Raw genomic sequence first — 15688 nt, forward strand, 5'->3', positions numbered from 1 at the left:
CCTTACCCGCGCGTCGGCCCCTTCCGGACACCGTGTCAAGCTTGGCTCCATGCAGCTCTCCGCCGCCCCGTACGAAGAACGCCTCACCGCCCCCCGGACCTGGTGGCTGATCTCGTTCCTCGTCGGCGTCTCGATGGCCCTGATCCTGCTTCCGTTCGGCACGCTGCCCATGCTCGGCGGCCTGGCCGGAGGCACCGCGGTCGCGGCCGTCGCGGCGAGTTCGTACGGCTCGGTCCGCATCCGCGTGGTGGGCGACTCGCTGATCGCGGGCGAGGCGAAGATCCCGCTGGCGGCGCTGGGCGAGGCGGAGATCCTGGACGCGGAGGGGGCGCGCGCCTGGCGCACCCACAAGGCCGACCCACGCGCCTTCATGCTGCTGCGCGCCTACATCCCCACGGCCCTGCGCGTGAAGGTCACGGACCCGGAAGACCCGACTCCGTACCTGTACCTGTCCACGCGCGAGCCGGAGCGTCTGGCGGAGGCGCTGAAGGCCACGAGGCCGGCGAAGTCGGAGTAGCACATCCGAGCGTCGCTTCACCCGACGGCGGACGGGCGGCTTCAGCGTCCGTCGTCGCGCTTGTGCGTGTCGTCGCGTTTCGAGTCCGCTTCGCGACCCAGGGGGTCGTTCGTGATCTCACCCATCTCCAGGGCGTCCGCCGGACGTTCCAGGGCGGGAAGCGCCTCGAGAGCCTCCCAGGGCACCTGGAGCTCGCGCAGGTCCTTACGGATCCGCGCGGCGAGCTTTCTCGTCTCGCTGCGGTTCATGGCCGCCCCCACGGCGGCGCCCACCAGGAACGGGATCAGGTTCGGCATGCTGCGGACCATCCGCTTCATGATCCGCTGCCGCAGCTCCCGCTTCATGCGGCTGTTCAGCGCCACGCTCAGCGTCGACGGCTTGGTCGCGTCGATCCCGCGCTCCCCCGACCACGAGTCGAGATACGCGGTGCTGCGCTGCTTGAGGTTGCCGGGCGGCCGTACGCCGTAGACCTCGTGGAGTTCGGCGATCAGCTTGAGCTCGATCGCGGCGACGCCGGTGACCTCGGCGGCCAGTTCCGTCGGCAACGCGGGCGGTACGGGAAGCATCGCGGCCGCGCCGATGCCGGCTCCGACCGTCGCCGTCGCGCTCGCGGCGCCCGCCACGAGTTTGTCCGCGAGCTCTTCGGGCCCGAGGCCCGGGAACTGCCTGCGGAGCGTCGCCAGGTCCCGTACGGGGATCCGCGGCGCCAGTTCGATGATCCGGTCGGCGAGGTACGCGAGCCCCGCCCGGGCCCGGACACCGCCCTTGCGGGCGCTCTCCCTGGCCCTTTCCCGGATCGTCCCCGCCCGCCGTCGGGCGACGGGTGCGGGGACGTCCACGGACGCCGGGAGGTCACTCCGGTCCGCGGCCGGTTCGAGCGAGGCCGCCCCCGTGCCGGTTGGGCCTCGCTCGTCGTCACGCGCGCCGTACTGCGGGCCGTCCATCGGCCCTTCGTCCGCTTTCCGCTTGGAGAAGCGGCGCTTCCAGGGAGGGGTCGAGCCAGTCACGGCCGACCCGTCCTCAGTCGCAGTCGCGGCAGATCGGCTGACCGTTCTTCTCCCGGGCCAGCTGGCTGCGGTGGTGCACCAGGAAGCAGCTCATGCACGTGAACTCGTCCTGCTGCTTCGGGAGCACCCGGACGGCCAGTTCCTCGTTCGAGAGATCGGCTCCGGGCAGCTCGAGGCCTTCGGCGGCCTCGAATTCGTCGACGTCCACTGCGGAAGCCGACTTGTCGTTCCGCCGGGCCTTCAGTTCTTCGAGGCTGTCCGAGTCAACGTCGTCATCGGTCTTGCGTGGAGTGTCGTAATCGGTTGCCATGGTCGCTCTCCCCCTCTGGGTGTCTGCGGTGTCTCCAGCGCACGTAACGCGTGAGAGGCCGGACTTGTGCCCGACCTGAGGCGGAGATTTTGCCTCACATCAAGGTCTGTTACTCAATCGACACCCAACCGGACTCCTCACGAGTGATCGGCTTGGATGGCGATGGGGACCGTACACGGTCCGAATGCCGCACCTCAAAGGCGTCTCACCCTGTACTTCCCGTGATCAAGACCCCCGAAAACCGGGATTTTCCCGGCTTTCCGACAGGGTCCATGATCACGGAGAGTAGATGGCCGGAAAGGCGCCCCTGTGATCGATCACACACGGGGTGCCCGAGGTGAGGCCTCAGAAATTCCGCGCAAAGCGAACATCCCCGTGCACCGCCGAGTTGATCGGCGACATGATCTCAGATGGGCAGCGTGACTCGCATCACGAGCCCACCTCCCTCGCGGGGCTGGGCGTAGATGTGCCCGCCGTGCGCCCGGGCCACGGACCGGACGATGGACAGACCGAGTCCGACGCCCTTGTCGCTGCCCGTGCGCTCCGTGCGCAGCCGCCGGAACGGCTCGAAGAGATTGTCGATCTCGTACGCCGGCACGACCGGGCCCGTGTTCGAGACGACCAGGACCGCCTGGCCGTGCTGAACGTCGGTGGTGACCTCGACCCAGCCGTCCTCGGCCACGTTGTAGCGCACGGCGTTCTGCACCAGGTTGAGCGCGACCCGCTCCAGCAGCACGCCGTTGCCCTGGACGACCGCGGGCTTCTGTTCGCCACGGATCCGCACGCCCTTGTCCTCGGCCTCGCCGTGCACCTGGTCGATGGCCTGCGAGGCGACCTCGGCCAGGTCCACCGGCCCCCGCTCCACGATCTGGTTGTCGCTCCGGGCGAGCAGCAGCAGGCCCTCGACGAGCTGCTCGCTGCGCTCGTTGGTGGCCAGCAGCGTCTTGCCGAGCTGCTGGAGCTCCACCGGTGCGCCCGGGTCGGACAGGTGCACCTCCAGGAGCGTGCGGTTGATCGCCAGCGGCGTCCTCAGCTCGTGCGAGGCGTTGCCGACGAAGCGCTGCTGGGCGGTGAAAGCGCGCTGCAACCGCTCCAACATGTCGTCGAAGGTGTCCGCCAGCTCCTTCAGCTCGTCGTCCGGGCCGTCCAGCTCGATCCGGCGGGACAGGTCGGAGCCGGCCACCGTGCGGGCGGTGCGGGTGATCCGGCCCAGCGGCGACAGGACCCGGCCGGCCATGGCGTAGCCGAAGGCGAAGGCGATGACCGCCAGACCCAGCAGCGCCAGGAGCGAGCGGCTGAGCAGGTTGTCCAGGGCGTGCTGACGCTGGTCGTTGACGCACTGGTTCATGGCGTCGTTGAACTCGCTGGGCGAGGCCTGGCCGGGCAGGTTGCAGATGTCGCTGGTGACCTTGCCCTCGACGATCTTGAACGGCAGCTCGCTGCCCACGTTCAGCGCCTGCGCGGCCAGCAGGTAGATGATCGACAGCAGCAGGATGCCGGCGATCAGGAACATGCCGCCGTAGAGCAGCGTGAGCCGTATGCGGATGGTCGGGCGCAGCCACGGGAAGGGCGGCGCGGGCCTCCTGGGGTCCCAGGTGGGCTTCGGGGGCGCCTGCGGGGGCGCGGGAGTCGCTGCCACGGGGTATCAGATCCGGTAGCCGGAGCCGGGGACGGTGACGATGACGGGCGGCTCGCCGAGTTTGCGGCGCAGGGTCATGACGGTCACGCGCACGACGTTCGTGAACGGGTCGGTGTTCTCGTCCCAGGCCTTCTCCAGCAGCTGCTCCGCCGAGACGACGGCGCCCTCGCTGCGCATCAGCACCTCCAGGACGGCGAACTCCTTGGGAGCGAGCTGGACCTCCTTGCCGTCGCGGAATACCTCGCGGCGGTTGGGGTCGAGCTTGATCCCGGCGCGCTCCAGGACCGGCGGCAGGGGCATGCTGGTGCGCCGGCCGAGGGCCCGCACGCGCGCGATGAGCTCGCTGAACGCGAAGGGCTTGGGCAGATAGTCGTCGGCGCCGATCTCCAGCCCCTCGACACGGTCGCTGACGTCGCCGGAGGCCGTGAGCATCAGCACGCGCGTGGGCATGCCGAGCTCGACGATCTTGCGGCAGACGTCGTCGCCGTGCACCAGCGGGAGGTCGCGGTCGAGAACGACCACGTCGTAGTCGTTGACGCCGATGCGCTCCAGGGCGGCCGCACCGTCGTACACGACGTCGACGGCCATGGCCTCCCGGCGCAGTCCGGTGGCCACCGCATCGGCGAGCAGTTGCTCGTCCTCGACGACGAGTACGCGCACGTCCCTGGTCCTTCCCTCATGTCCACCCGCACCGCGCTTCTCGGGCGCATGCGGGCAGGGGTCTTCGACGGTCTGTTGGTGTGTTGCCCTCCATCCTGCCCTTTTCGGCCATAAGTCGGAGGTAAGGCGGGTGAGGGAGAGGTCGGGCGCGGGTGTGGCCGCGGGGAATAGGAGATTTTCTCCTCCGGTTAGGTTTCCACGGAAGGGAGCTTGGGGAGGACGGCTTTACATCCCACGATCACACTCTGCTGGCACCGCACCACCATGCGGTGCGCATCAATCCGCTTTTCCGCAGGGCGGGGCGTGGGTGTCCGGCACCGTCGCCGCCCAGCTGAGCGGCGCTGGGCATCCACCGGAGACGTGATCGTCCCTTCCGAACGGCACACCCCCGTGCCAACGACCCACGACCCAGGACGAGGGGGCGCAGCATGGACGCATTCACCGCAGGACTTCTGCAGCGCATAAGGGCGACCGAGTCCGATCTGTCCCGGGCTCAAGACGAGGGCGACGACTTCCTCGTCGAAGTGGAGCAGGGCGAGCTCGACGACCTGCGCCGCCTCGCCGCCGAGCACGGTGTGGAGGTCAGCGCGACGAGCGTCTGATCAGGCCGTACGAAGCGGGCCCCGGCGAATCCAGCGCCGGGGCCCGCTTCGTCGTCCTACGGACCCGTTCACCCGGTGTTCAGCACGGCGCGGGCCGTCGTACGCCGGTCCGGGCCGGCCTCAGTCGTGCCAGGCGCCGAAGTCCTCCAGGAGGCGCTGGAGGGGTTCGAAGACGCCGGGGGTCCCCGCGACCGTCAGATCACCGGACGGGCGTTCTCCGGGGCGTCCACCGGTCAGGGCGCCCGCCTCCCGGGCGATCAGGTCACCCGCCGCCAGGTCCCAGGCGTGCAGACCGCGCTCGTAGTAGCCGTCCAGGCGTCCCGCGGCCAGGTCGCACAGGTCGACCGCGGCCGAGCCGCCGCGCCGGATGTCGCGCAGCAGCGGGATCAGCCGCTGGGCGACCTCGGCCTGGTGGGCGCGGACCTCGGCGACGTAGTTGAAGCCCGTCGAGACCAGCGCCTGGTCCAGGGGCGGCGCGGGGCGGCAGGCCAGCCGGCGCTCCCCGTCCCAGGCGCCCGTGGCCCAGGCACCGCCGCCGAGCACGGCGTGGAACGTCTCGCCGCGCATCGGGGCCGTGACGACTCCGGCGACGGTCTCGCCGTCCTGCTCGGCGGCGATGGAGACGGCCCAGGTGGGCAGGCCGTACAAGTAGTTGACCGTGCCGTCGAGCGGGTCGATCACCCAGCGGATGCCGCTCGTGCCGTCGCTGGAAGCGCCCTCCTCACCGAGGAAGCCGTCGTCCGGGCGGCGCTCGGCGATCAGGCCGGTGATCAGCTTCTCGGCCGCGATGTCCATCTCCGTGACGACGTCGATGGGGCTGGACTTGGTCGCGGCGACCGCCAGGTCGGCCGGGCGCCCGTCCCGCAGCAGCGCGCCCGCGCGGCGGGCGGCCTCCTGGGCGAGTTCGAGCAGGTCCGTGTGCAGGGGGTCGGTCACGGGGCTCCTCACGCGTAGGTGCTGTCGGCGCCCGCCGCGGCGGGCCGGGGGGCGCGGGCCGGGCAGCAGCCGACCGGGCAGAGGTCGTGGCTCGCCCCGAGGGCCCCCAGGGCGCAGGGGGTGACCTTCTGCCCGCGCTCGGTGGCGGCCCGCTCCACGACCAGCTCGCGGATCGCGGCGGCGAACCTCGGGTCGGCGCCGACGGTGGCCGAGCGGCGCATAGGCAGTCCCAGCTCCTCGGCCTTGGCCTTGGCCTCCGTGTCGAGGTCGTACAGGACCTCCATGTGGTCGGAGACGAACCCGATGGGCGCGATCACGACGGCCGGGACACCGGCCGCGTGCCGCTCCTCGATGTGGTCGCAGATGTCGGGCTCGAGCCACGGGATGTGCGGGGCGCCGGAGCGGGACTGGTAGACGAGCTGCCAGGGGTGGTCGACGCCGGTGCGCTCGCGGACGGCGTCCGCGATCAGCTTCGCCACGTCCAGGTGCTGTCTGACGTAGGCGCCGCCGTCGCCGTGGTCCTCGACGGGCCCGGAGGTGTCGGCGGAGGCCGTCGGGATCGAGTGGGTCGAGAAGGCGAGGTGCGCCCCGTCCCGGACGTCCTCGTCGAGTTCGGCGAGGGACCGGAGCACCCCGTCGATCATGGGCTCCAGGAAGCCGGGGTGGTTGAAGTAGTGCCGCAGCTTGTCGATCTTCGGCAGCTCCAGGCCCTCGGCTTCCAGGGCGGCGAGCGCGTCGGCGAGGTTCTCGCGGTACTGCCGGCAGCCCGAGTACGAGGCGTAGGCGCTGGTGGCGAGGACCAGAACGCGGCGGCGGCCGTCGCGGACCATCTCGCGCAGCGTGTCCGTCAGGTACGGCGCCCAGTTGCGGTTGCCCCAGTACACCGGCAGGTCGAGGCCGTGGTCGGCGAAGTCCTTGCGCAGGGCGTCCAGCAGGGCGCGGTTCTGGTCGTTGATGGGGCTGACCCCGCCGAACAGGAAGTAGTGCTGCCCGACTTCCTTGAGGCGTTCCTTGGGGATGCCACGCCCGCGCGTCACGTTCTCCAGGAACGGGACCACGTCGTCCGGGCCTTCCGGGCCGCCGAAGGAGAGCAGCAGCAGGGCGTCGTAGGGGGTGACATCGCGCGCGTCTGGCATGGGTCGATCCTGCCACCCTGCACTGACACCCGGGAAACGGCGGGGTGACACCTGCGCGGCAGCCGGGTCGGGGCGGATCCGTGGCTGGTCCGAACGGGTACCACAGGGCGTTCCGGGACGTAAGCTGTGTCGACTGCGTTCGCAGCTTACTGAGCCTTTCGGAGACCCCGTTGCCCAGCCCCTACCGCGCCCTGTTCGCAGCTCCAGGCTCCAAGGGTTTCTCCGCCGCCGGCTTCCTCGGTCGCATCCCGGTGTCGATGATGGGCATCGGCGTGGTCACGATGATCTCCCAGCTCACCGGGCGCTACGGGCTGGCGGGCGCCCTCTCGGCCACCATCGCGCTCTCCGCCGCGGTGGCCGGACCGCAGGTCTCGCGGCTGGTCGACCAGTACGGACAGCGGCGGGTGCTGCGCCCGGCGACCCTGATCTCGCTGACCGCTGCGGCCGTGCTGCTGTTCGCCGCGCACTACGGGTGGCCGGACTGGGTGCTGTTCGTGGCGTGTGCGGGCATCGGCTGCGTACCGAGCGTCGGCGCGATGATCCGGGCCCGCTGGGCGGCCCTGTACCGGGGCACGCCGCAGTTGCACACCGCGTACTCCTTCGAGTCCGTGGTGGACGAGGTGTGCTTCGTCTTCGGGCCGATCATCTCCATCGGTCTCTCCACGGCATGGTTCCCGGAGGCCGGTCCGCTCCTCGCCGCCTGCTTCCTGGCGGCCGGCGTGTTCTGGCTGACCTCGCAGCACGCCACCGAGCCCGAGCCGCACCCGCGCGAGCGGCACGGCGGCGGCGGTTCGGCGATCCGCGCGCGGGGCCTTCAGGTCCTGGTGGCCACCTTCGTGGCGACCGGGGCGATCTTCGGGGCGGTCGACGTGGTCACCGTGGCCTTCGCCGACGAGGAGGGGCACAAGGCGGCCGCGAGTATCGTCCTCGCGCTGTACGCGGCGGGGTCCTGCGTGGCGGGCATGATCTTCGGGCTCCTGCACTTCGCCGGGGCGCGGGAACGTCGGTGGTTGCTGGGCGTGTGCGCCATGGCCGTGAGTATGATCCCCCTCCTACTGGTCGGAAACTTGCCGTTTCTGGCCGTGGCGCTGTTCGTTGCGGGTCTGTCCGTCGCTCCGACGATGGTCACGACGATGTCCCTCATCGAAGAGCACGTACCACGTGCGCAGCTCACCGAGGGCATGACCTGGGTGAGCACCGGGCTCGCGGTGGGGGTCGCGCTCGGCTCCTCCGCGGCCGGCTGGGTGATCGACGCGGCCGGGGCGCGTGCCGGGTACGGGGTTCCGGCGGTGGCCGGGGCCGTCGCGGTCGCGGTGGGTTTCCTGGGATTCCGCCGGCTCAAGCGGCCGGCTCCGGGTCGGGGAGGCTCCGTTGAGCAGCACAGCGAACGGAAAGAACGGCACGTGGCGTAACTGGGGCGGCAACGTCTCCGCGCGTCCCGCGCGGCAGGTCACCCCGGCCTCGGTCGACGAGCTGGCCGCGGCCGTGCGGCGGGCCGCCGAGGACGGCCTCAGGGTGAAGGCCGTCGGCGCCGGGCACTCCTTCACGTCCATAGCCGCGACGGACGGTGTATTGATCCGCCCTCAACTGTTGACCGGCATACGTGGCATTGATCGCGACGCCATGACGGTCACGGTGGAGGCCGGCACCCCGCTCAAGAGGCTCAACATGGCCCTCGCGCGTGAGGGCCTGTCGCTCACCAACATGGGCGACATCATGGAGCAGACCGTCTCCGGGGCCACCAGCACGGGCACGCACGGGACGGGCCGCGACTCCGGCTCGATCGCCGCCCAGATCCGGGGGCTGGAACTGGTCACTGCCGACGGTTCGGTGCTCAGCTGCTCCGAGAAGGAGAATTCGGAGGTCTTCGCCGCCGCCCGCCTCGGCCTCGGCGCGCTGGGCATCGTCACCGCGATCACGTTCGCCGTCGAGCCTGTCTTCCTGCTCACGGCCCGCGAGGAACCGATGCCCTTCGACAGGGTCCTCGCCGACTTCGAGGAACTCTGGGCCGAGAACGAGCACTTCGAGTTCTACTGGTTCCCGCACACCGGCAGCACCAACACCAAGCGCAACAACCGCAGCGCGGGCCCGGAGAAGCCCGTGCCGCAGCTCAAGAGCTGGCTGGAGGACGAGTTCCTCTCCAACGGCGTCTTCCAGGTGGCCAACTGGGTCGGCCGCGCGGTGCCCGCCACGATCCCCGCGATCGCGCAGATCTCCAGCAAGGCCCTGTCGGCGCGGAGCTACACCGACATCCCTTACAAGGTCTTCACGTCTCCGCGCCGGGTGCGCTTCGTGGAGATGGAGTACGCCGTTCCGCGCACGGCCGTCGTCGACACGCTGCGCGAACTGAGGGCCATGGTCGACCGCTCCGGCCTGCGGGTCAGCTTCCCCGTCGAGGTGCGCACCGCTCCCGCCGACGACATCACGCTGTCCACCGCCTCCGGCCGCGACACCGCGTACATCGCCGTCCACATGTTCCAGGGCACGCCCTACCAGCGGTACTTCACCGCGGCCGAGCGCATCTTCACCGCCCACGAGGGCCGTCCGCACTGGGGCAAGGTCCACACCAGAGACGCCGAGTACTTCTCCCGGGTGTATCCGCGCTTCGGCGAGTTCACGGCACTGCGGGACCGTCTCGACCCTGATCGGCGGTTCCAGAACGACTACTTGCGGCGGGTTCTGGGGGCGTAGGCGACGCGCTGGGGGTTGTGTTCCCGGGGTCCTCACTCCCCCCGTCGCTCGGCGTGGGCGCCGGCACCGGAGCCTCCCGAGTCGTCGGCGGTCGTGCCGCGTCCGCCGCTGAGGTTGTGGCCGGAGGCCAACTCGTAGGTGGTGATTCCGGCCATCGTGACGCCGAAGGCCACGGCCGCGAGCACCGGCCGCTTCCATCCCCTGACCCGGGCGCGGGAGACGGTGCCCTCTGTGAACTCGCCGTGGACGCCTGGCCGAAACCGATAGTTCCGTTTCTGGTGATTACGTGAACTTCCCCACGTTCAAGATCACGAATCGGGGGCATGGGGCGACCAAGTCCCCCCTCTTGTCAGAAGTTGGGCGGCGTGCCAATCCACGCACGTGGCCCAAATGGAGTACTGTGGCGAGCCCTGGGTCCGGTCTCCCACCAGGGTGTACGGGGCCTTTAAGGACCGCCGGGAGGGGGCTAGTTGCACAGGGTGACAGAGTTCGTCACTTAGCGTTGCGAATAGGTAACCGTGCCATAACGGCGATCCAGGGCCCGTGCCCGACACGCCGGGCAACTCGGCAAGGTTGTGGCAGGCTGCACCCGGGCAGGCCACACTCGACTAGCGGAAGCAGCGACGCACGTGACGTCGGCAGGCACCACCCGGGAGGTCCCCATGCCCGAACTGCGTGTCGTGGCCGTCTCGAATGACGGCACACGGCTGGTGCTGAAGGCTGCGGACAGCACGGAGTACACGCTTCCGATCGACGAACGTCTGCGCGCCGCCGTGCGCGGCGACCGTCCCCGCCTCGGCCAGATCGAGATCGAGGTGGAGAGCCACCTCCGCCCCCGCGACATCCAGGCGCGTATACGAGCCGGCGCGACCGCGGAAGAGGTCGCGCAAATGGCAGGCATCCCCGTCGACCGGGTGCGCCGCTTCGAGGGCCCCGTGCTCGCCGAGCGTGCGTTCATGGCCGAGCGGGCCCGCAAGACCCCGGTCCGCCGCCCCGGCGAGAACTCCGGTCCGCCGCTGGGCGAGGCCGTGCAGGAGCGGCTGATGGTGCGCGGTGTCGACAAGGACACCGTCCAGTGGGACTCGTGGCGTCGCGACGACGGCACCTGGGAGGTCCTGCTCGTCTACCGCGTCGCGAGCGAGCCGCACTCGGCGAGCTGGACCTACGACCCGCCCCGGCGGCTCGTCCAGGCCGTCGACGACGAGGCGCGCATGCTCATCGGCGAGACCGACGACCTGGCCGCGCCCGAGCCCAGCTTCCCGTTCGTCCCGCGGATCGCCCGGCTGCCTCGCGACCGGCCGCTGGACCGGCCCGTCGACCGTGAGCGGCCCGCCCTGCCCGCGCAGGCGTCCGAACCGCTCGAGGAGAGCACGGCTGCCACGGGCGAGCGGGACTCGCTGACCAGCCTGCTGGAGGCGGTGCCGAGCTTCCGTGGCGATCTGGTGGTGCCGGAGCGCCCGGCGCCGGAGCCCGAGGAGGAGGAGCCCCTCGTCGTCGAGCCCGAGGAGGAGGAGCCTCCGGCCCCCGCCGCCTCGGCCGGTTCCGCCTACGCGGACGTCCTCATGCCACGCTCCGTCGGCAGCCACCGCGACCGGCTCATCGGTTCCACCGACCGCCAGGCCGAGGCCGACGGTGTCCGTCCGGGTCGCAGAGCCGCCGTCCCGAGCTGGGACGAGATCGTGTTCGGGACGCGGCGCAAGAAGCAGGAGTAGTTGGAACACGCGGCGTTGACGCCGACCGTACGGCCATGAGGGCCGCGCCTTCCGGGCGCGGCCCTCTGTGCACACCCGGCTACTGGGGATCCGGCCCCACCGCGACCGGCCGGTCCGGGTCCGAGGACCACTCCGACCACGACCCCACGTACAGCTCCGCCGGAATGCCCGCGACCGCCAGCGCCAGGACCTCATGGGCCGCTGACACCCCCGACCCGCAGTACACGCCGACCCGCGCGCCTTCGGACACTCCGAGCCCCTTGAAACGCTCCCGAAGCTCCGGCGCGGGGAGGTAACGCCCGTCCGCTCCCACGTTCTCGGTGGTGGGCGCCGACACCGCGCCCGGAATGTGCCCGGCCACCGGATCGATCGGCTCCACCTCGCCCCGGTACCGCTCCCCCGCCCGCGCGTCCAGCAGCACCCCGGACCGCGCCAACGCCGCGGCGGCGTCGGCGTCGAGCAGCCCCGCCCCGGGCTCGGGCACGAAGTCGCCCTCCGCCGGCACGGGCACGGACTTCTCCAACGGCCCCTCCCAGGCCGGCAACCCGCCGTCGAGGACCCGCACGTCCGGGTGACCCGTCCAGCGCAGCATCCACCAGGCCCGGGCGGCCGCCCAGCCCTGGCCGCCGTCGTAGACGACCACCGGCGTTCCGGACGACACGCCCGCCCGGCGCATCGCGGCGCCGAAGTGCGCGAGGCCGGGCAGTGGATGCCGGCCGCCCTGGCCAGGCGCGGAGGCCAACTCCCGGTCCAGGTCGACGAAGACGGCCCCGGGCAGGTGCCCGGTCTCGTAGTCGGCCCGGCCGTCGTACGGCGGCTCACCCGCCGCCTTGGCCGCGGTGAGCTGCCAGCGGACGTCGAGCAGGACCGGCAGGTTGGCGCCCGTCAGATCGTTCGCGAGGTCGGATGCGGAGATGATGGCGTTCATGGCCCCATCCTCGCGCACGGGGGTGGCCGAGCCGTCCGTGTCCGGCTACTCTGCTCGGCCGGACCGGGACGATCACGTGGCGTACGGGAGCGAGCACATGCTGTACAGCTGAACGACACGTGCCGATAAGCGCGCCGCAAGGGACAGCGCCCCGCACATCGGGCATTCTCCCGGACACCGGTCGCCCCACAGGGCGAGCCCCACGAGGGCTGCGGAGAGCACGGCCACCGCGAGGCCGAGAAGAGAGTGACAATGACCGACGCACGGGAGTCCGCCGGCCCGAACGGCGAAGCGCCCGCTCGGCACACGCCCGGCACGCCCTGCTGGGTGAGCCTGATGGTGCACGGGCTGGCCGCGACCGAGGAGTTCTACGGGGCGCTGTTCGGCTGGGAGTTCCGGCCCGGCCCGCAGCAACTCGGCCCGTATGTACGTGCGCTGCTCGACGGACGCGAGGTGGCGGGCCTCGGCCAGCTGCCACCCGACCGTCAGCTGCCCATCGCGTGGACGCCCTACTTCGCCTCCCGGAACGCGGACTTGACGGCCGAGACGGTGCGCAGCCGCGGCGGCACGATCGGCGTCGGCCCGCTCGACGCCTCCGACGCCGGCCGCCTCGCGATCGGCTCCGACCCCTCGGGCGCGGTCTTCGGCATCTGGCAGGCCGCCGCGCATCTCGGCACTGCCGTCTCGGGCGTCCCCGGCACGCCCGCCTGGAACGAGCTGCTGACCTTCGAGTCGGCGAGCGTCGCCAAGTTCTACCAGACGGTGTTCGGCTACGAGGAGGAGCCGGTGGTGTCCGCCGACTTCGACTACGTGACCCTGCTCAGCGACGGCGAGCCAGTCGCCGGCATCCACGGCCTGGGTCAGTCCCTGCCGCGTGACCGGGGTCCGCACTGGGTGACGTATTTCCAGGCAGCCGACCTCGACGACACCCTGGACCATCTCGTCCACCTGGGCGGGCACGTCCTCAGGCCGGCCCACGACACCGCGCACGGCCGGGTGGCGACCGTGACGGATCCGGAGGGGGCGCGGTTCGCTCTGCTGCAGCGGGAACGCTGACGTGCTGCCGGGCGGTCAGGCGGTCGACATCGGCAGCACGTCCGGTGACAGGGCGGCCGCGTGGGCCGTCGCCGCGGTCATCCGGCGGCGGTGGTGGCGGCGGCACAGGACCTCGTACCCGACCTCGTCGCCGGAGTGGGTGACGTCGCCGACGACCACCTGGGCGCCCTCGACGACCATGGCGCCGCCTATGGTCCGGGCGTTGTGCGTGGCACGGGCGCCGCACCAGCACAGGGCCTCGACCTGGAGCACCTCGACCCGGTCGGCCAGTTCGACCAGCCGCTGGGAGCCGGGGAACAGCTTGGAGCGGAAGTCCGTCGTGATGCCGAAGGCGTAGACGTCCAGGCCCAGGTCGTCGACCACGCGCGCGAGTTGGTCTATCTGCTCCGGCGCGAGGAACTGCGCCTCGTCGGCGATCACGTAGTCCGCGCGGCCGCCCTGCGAGAGGTGGTCGACGAGGTAGGCGTAGAGGTCCTGCCCGTCCTCGACCTCCACCGCGTCCGTGACGAGACCGAGGCGCGAGGACAGCTTGCCCTCGCCGGCGCGGTCGTCGCGCGAGAAGATCATGCCCGCCAGGCCGCGCGCCGAGCGGTTGTGCTCGATCTGGAGAGCCAGCGTCGACTTCCCGCAGTCCATCGTTCCGGAGAAGAACACCAGCTCGGGCATGGGAAGGTGAGCACCTTTCGGTGAAGCGGGGATGTGGCGGGACGTCAGGAGCGTACTTCGAGCAGGGGGACCAGCTGCTCGGCAGGGGTCATCGAACCGTGGTTGCCGACCATCGCCGACTCGTTGGGCTCCCGCCGGGAGGCGATGATCAGGACATCGTCCCTGGCGGCGGCGACCACGTCGCCGATACGGCCGTACACCCGCTCGTCGATCCGCGGGCCGAACCAGCCCGCCGCGATGGCCTCGTCGCGTGAGGCGACCCAGAACTGCTCGCCGAGCACCTCGCGCCAGCAGGTCAGGACGTCGTTCGCGGCACCGGGTACCGCGTAGACGTGCCGGGCGCGGCCCTCGCCGCCGAGCAGGGCGACTCCGGCGCTCAGCTCCCAGTCCTCGTCGAAGTCGATGCGGTGCTGCTCGTCGAACGGCACGTCGATCATGCCGTGGTCGGCGGTGACGTAGAGGGCGCTGCGGGGCGGCAGTTGCTCGGCGAGGCGCTGGACCAGGCGGTCGGCGTACATGAGCTGGCCGCGCCAGGTGTCGGAGTCGACGCCGTAGCGGTGGCCTGCGCCGTCGACCTCGGCGAAGTACGTGTACACCAGGGAGCGGTCGCCCGCGGCCAGTTGCTCGGCCGCCAGGTCGACGCGGTCCTCGCCGGGCAGCCGCCCGAGGAACGTTCCGCCGCTGAGCGCGACCTTGGTCAGCGGGGTGTTCTCGAAGGTCGGGGACGACACCTGCGCGGCGTGCACACCCGCCTGGTGCGCCAGCTGGAACACCGTCGGGTACGGCTGCCACGGGCCGGGCGGGGCCCACGGCTGCCAGCGCAGCTGGTTCATCAGCTCGCCTGTGTCCGGGTTGCGCACGGTGTAGCCGGGCAGGCCGTGCGCGCCGGGCGGCAGGCCGGTGCCGACGGAGGCGAGGGAGGTCGCGGTGGTCGCCGGGTAGCCGGCGGTGAGCGGGCGCCCGGTGCCGCCGCGCGAGGTCGCGAGCAGGGACGCCATGAACGGGGCGTCCTCGGGGTGCGCCCTCAGCTGTTCCCAGCCGAGGCCGTCGATCAGGAACACGCAGTTCCGGTCGGCGGGGGTCAGCTCGGAGATCGCGGCGCTCATTCCCGGCACGCCCATGCCGGCGGCCAGGGTGGGCAGCAGGTCGGCGAGGGAGCCGCTGCCGTACTCGGGGACCGGTGCGGAAGCGACGGTGAGCGGTTCGGGATAGTGGTCCCAGGCCGTCGTGGGCTGTGCCATCAGCGGGTGGCGTCCGCGGTCGCCTCGGAGAGGGCCTGCGCGAAGGCGAGTGCCTGGCGCACGGTCTCCGGTCCGTCCCCGGCCTCGCTGACGCGCAGGCTGAGGTCGTCCGCCGTCGAGTTGCCGGTGTAGCCGTGGTCCGCCTCGCAGTTGGGGTCGCCGCAGGCGGCCGGTTCCAGATCGATGCGGGAGACGGCGCCCCAGCCGATGGTGAGGACGACCTCGCGGGGCAGGGTGCCCGGTTTGTACGACTCCGGGTTGGCGACGACCCGGCTGACCACGATCGACGAGATGCGGCCGATCTTCACGGACTCCGTCGACGTCGTGGCGTACGGCGTCGGGGAGGTGCCGTCGGCGGCCTGCTCGTCGGTGTGGCTGACGATGAAGCGGTTGTCGGTGAGGACGAGCACCGTCACGTGCCGCCGCACCTCGTTCTGGTCGAACGTCGTTTCCTGGTGGACCAGGTACGACCGCATGGGCTCGCCGCCCACGGCGGCCTCCACCGCCTCGGCCACGAGGGCCGGGTAGTAGCCGCTGCGCTCGATCGCCGCCCGCAGCCCCTGGGTCGTCGTACTGGTCTTGGCCAT

The 15688-nt window shown here is 71.3% G+C and carries 17 protein-coding genes; 6 read left to right on the top strand and 11 right to left on the bottom strand.

The window, feature by feature from the left end:
• Positions 1-49 precede the first annotated feature (49 nt).
• The gene (locus ACFT32_RS38595; protein ID WP_382498498.1) at positions 50-517 is read left to right on the top strand and encodes a DUF3093 domain-containing protein; all 468 of its coding nucleotides are present in this window, start codon (positions 50-52) and stop codon (positions 515-517) included.
• A 41-nt stretch (positions 518-558) separates the two neighbouring features.
• Here the strand turns inward: ACFT32_RS38595 and ACFT32_RS38600 are convergent, their stop codons facing one another.
• The 4 genes from ACFT32_RS38600 to ACFT32_RS38615 all read right to left on the bottom strand — a co-directional run bounded on the left by ACFT32_RS38600 (position 559) and on the right by ACFT32_RS38615 (position 4133).
• Positions 559-1524, bottom strand: a complete 966-nt coding sequence (locus ACFT32_RS38600; RefSeq protein WP_382498500.1) for a hypothetical protein — start codon at positions 1522-1524, stop codon at positions 559-561.
• Between the two features lie 13 nt (positions 1525-1537).
• Complete coding sequence (locus tag ACFT32_RS38605; protein WP_003993510.1) at positions 1538-1834, bottom strand: DUF4193 domain-containing protein; 297 nt, start codon at positions 1832-1834, stop codon at positions 1538-1540.
• Positions 1835-2240: 406 nt separating this feature from the next.
• Entirely contained in the window at positions 2241-3473 is a 1233-nt protein-coding gene (locus tag ACFT32_RS38610; protein WP_382498502.1) for a sensor histidine kinase, read from the bottom strand.
• 6 nt (positions 3474-3479) lie between these two features.
• Positions 3480-4133, bottom strand: coding sequence for a response regulator transcription factor (locus ACFT32_RS38615; RefSeq protein WP_111580853.1), 654 nt, complete (start codon positions 4131-4133; stop codon positions 3480-3482).
• A 428-nt stretch (positions 4134-4561) separates the two neighbouring features.
• Here ACFT32_RS38615 and ACFT32_RS38620 point away from each other — a divergent pair, with 428 nt between their 5' ends.
• Positions 4562-4735: a hypothetical protein gene (locus tag ACFT32_RS38620; protein WP_382498504.1), complete on the top strand. Its 174-nt coding sequence runs from the start codon at positions 4562-4564 to the stop codon at positions 4733-4735.
• Positions 4736-4855: 120 nt separating this feature from the next.
• Here the strand turns inward: ACFT32_RS38620 and ACFT32_RS38625 are convergent, their stop codons facing one another.
• Complete coding sequence (locus tag ACFT32_RS38625; RefSeq protein ID WP_382498506.1) at positions 4856-5671, bottom strand: inositol monophosphatase family protein; 816 nt, start codon at positions 5669-5671, stop codon at positions 4856-4858.
• Positions 5672-5679: 8 nt separating this feature from the next.
• Positions 5680-6807, bottom strand: coding sequence for a ferrochelatase (locus tag ACFT32_RS38630; protein WP_382498507.1), 1128 nt, complete (start codon positions 6805-6807; stop codon positions 5680-5682).
• Between the two features lie 170 nt (positions 6808-6977).
• On the opposite strand from ACFT32_RS38630, the gene ACFT32_RS38635 reads away from it, so the two are divergent.
• Both ACFT32_RS38635 and ACFT32_RS38640 read left to right on the top strand, forming a co-directional pair.
• Positions 6978-8219: an MFS transporter gene (locus ACFT32_RS38635; protein ID WP_382498509.1), complete on the top strand. Its 1242-nt coding sequence runs from the start codon at positions 6978-6980 to the stop codon at positions 8217-8219.
• The gene (locus ACFT32_RS38640) at positions 8179-9498 is read left to right on the top strand and encodes a D-arabinono-1,4-lactone oxidase (protein ID WP_382498511.1); all 1320 of its coding nucleotides are present in this window, start codon (positions 8179-8181) and stop codon (positions 9496-9498) included. Before ACFT32_RS38635 ends, ACFT32_RS38640 begins: the two co-directional genes overlap by 41 nt.
• Before the next feature lie 32 nt (positions 9499-9530).
• Here ACFT32_RS38640 and ACFT32_RS38645 read toward each other — a convergent pair whose 3' ends face one another.
• Positions 9531-9683 carry a hypothetical protein gene (locus ACFT32_RS38645; protein ID WP_382498513.1) on the bottom strand — a complete coding sequence of 51 codons (153 nt, stop codon included), beginning with the start codon at positions 9681-9683 and terminating at the stop codon, positions 9531-9533.
• Between the two features lie 477 nt (positions 9684-10160).
• Between ACFT32_RS38645 and sepH the strand changes: the two genes are divergently transcribed.
• Positions 10161-11210, top strand: a complete 1050-nt coding sequence (gene sepH / locus ACFT32_RS38650; protein WP_382498514.1) for a septation protein SepH — start codon at positions 10161-10163, stop codon at positions 11208-11210.
• Positions 11211-11289: 79 nt separating this feature from the next.
• On the opposite strand, the gene ACFT32_RS38655 is transcribed toward sepH, so the two are convergent.
• The gene (locus ACFT32_RS38655; protein WP_382498516.1) at positions 11290-12138 is read right to left on the bottom strand and encodes a sulfurtransferase; all 849 of its coding nucleotides are present in this window, start codon (positions 12136-12138) and stop codon (positions 11290-11292) included.
• 252 nt (positions 12139-12390) lie between these two features.
• Here ACFT32_RS38655 and ACFT32_RS38660 point away from each other — a divergent pair, with 252 nt between their 5' ends.
• On the top strand, positions 12391-13194 hold the full coding sequence (locus tag ACFT32_RS38660) for a VOC family protein (protein ID WP_382498518.1): 804 nt from the start codon (positions 12391-12393) through the stop codon (positions 13192-13194).
• Between the two features lie 15 nt (positions 13195-13209).
• On the opposite strand, the gene ACFT32_RS38665 is transcribed toward ACFT32_RS38660, so the two are convergent.
• From ACFT32_RS38665 to ACFT32_RS38675, 3 genes are read right to left on the bottom strand one after another with little or no spacing between them, the layout of a single operon-like run.
• Positions 13210-13860 (bottom strand): thymidine kinase, encoded by a 651-nt coding sequence (locus ACFT32_RS38665; RefSeq protein WP_382498520.1) that lies wholly within the window; start codon positions 13858-13860, stop codon positions 13210-13212.
• 44 nt (positions 13861-13904) lie between these two features.
• Positions 13905-15101: an alkaline phosphatase family protein gene (locus ACFT32_RS38670; protein WP_382498522.1), complete on the bottom strand. Its 1197-nt coding sequence runs from the start codon at positions 15099-15101 to the stop codon at positions 13905-13907.
• Positions 15101-15688, bottom strand: a complete 588-nt coding sequence (locus tag ACFT32_RS38675; protein WP_382498523.1) for a DUF5998 family protein — start codon at positions 15686-15688, stop codon at positions 15101-15103. The genes ACFT32_RS38670 and ACFT32_RS38675 overlap by 1 nt, the downstream gene beginning before the upstream one ends.

The sequence above is a fragment of the Streptomyces sp. NPDC057002 genome (assembly GCF_042673825.1).
Lineage (GTDB): Bacteria > Actinomycetota > Actinomycetes > Streptomycetales > Streptomycetaceae > Streptomyces.

What these genes read in the sequence shown, in the direction of transcription:
- ACFT32_RS38670 (WP_382498522.1), bottom strand. Translation starts at nt 15,101, where the DNA reads ATGGCACAGCCCACGACGGCCTGGGACCACTATCCCGAACCGCTCACC.
- ACFT32_RS38605 (WP_003993510.1), bottom strand. Translation starts at nt 1,834, where the DNA reads ATGGCAACCGATTACGACACTCCACGCAAGACCGATGACGACGTTGAC.
- ACFT32_RS38675 (WP_382498523.1), bottom strand. Translation starts at nt 15,688, where the DNA reads ATGGCCAAGACCAGTACGACGACCCAGGGGCTGCGGGCGGCGATCGAG.
- ACFT32_RS38665 (WP_382498520.1), bottom strand. Translation starts at nt 13,860, where the DNA reads ATGCCCGAGCTGGTGTTCTTCTCCGGAACGATGGACTGCGGGAAGTCG.
- sepH (WP_382498514.1), top strand. Translation starts at nt 10,161, where the DNA reads ATGCCCGAACTGCGTGTCGTGGCCGTCTCGAATGACGGCACACGGCTG.
- ACFT32_RS38620 (WP_382498504.1), top strand. Translation starts at nt 4,562, where the DNA reads ATGGACGCATTCACCGCAGGACTTCTGCAGCGCATAAGGGCGACCGAG.
- ACFT32_RS38660 (WP_382498518.1), top strand. Translation starts at nt 12,391, where the DNA reads ATGACCGACGCACGGGAGTCCGCCGGCCCGAACGGCGAAGCGCCCGCT.
- ACFT32_RS38630 (WP_382498507.1), bottom strand. Translation starts at nt 6,807, where the DNA reads ATGCCAGACGCGCGCGATGTCACCCCCTACGACGCCCTGCTGCTGCTC.
- ACFT32_RS38655 (WP_382498516.1), bottom strand. Translation starts at nt 12,138, where the DNA reads ATGAACGCCATCATCTCCGCATCCGACCTCGCGAACGATCTGACGGGC.
- ACFT32_RS38595 (WP_382498498.1), top strand. Translation starts at nt 50, where the DNA reads ATGCAGCTCTCCGCCGCCCCGTACGAAGAACGCCTCACCGCCCCCCGG.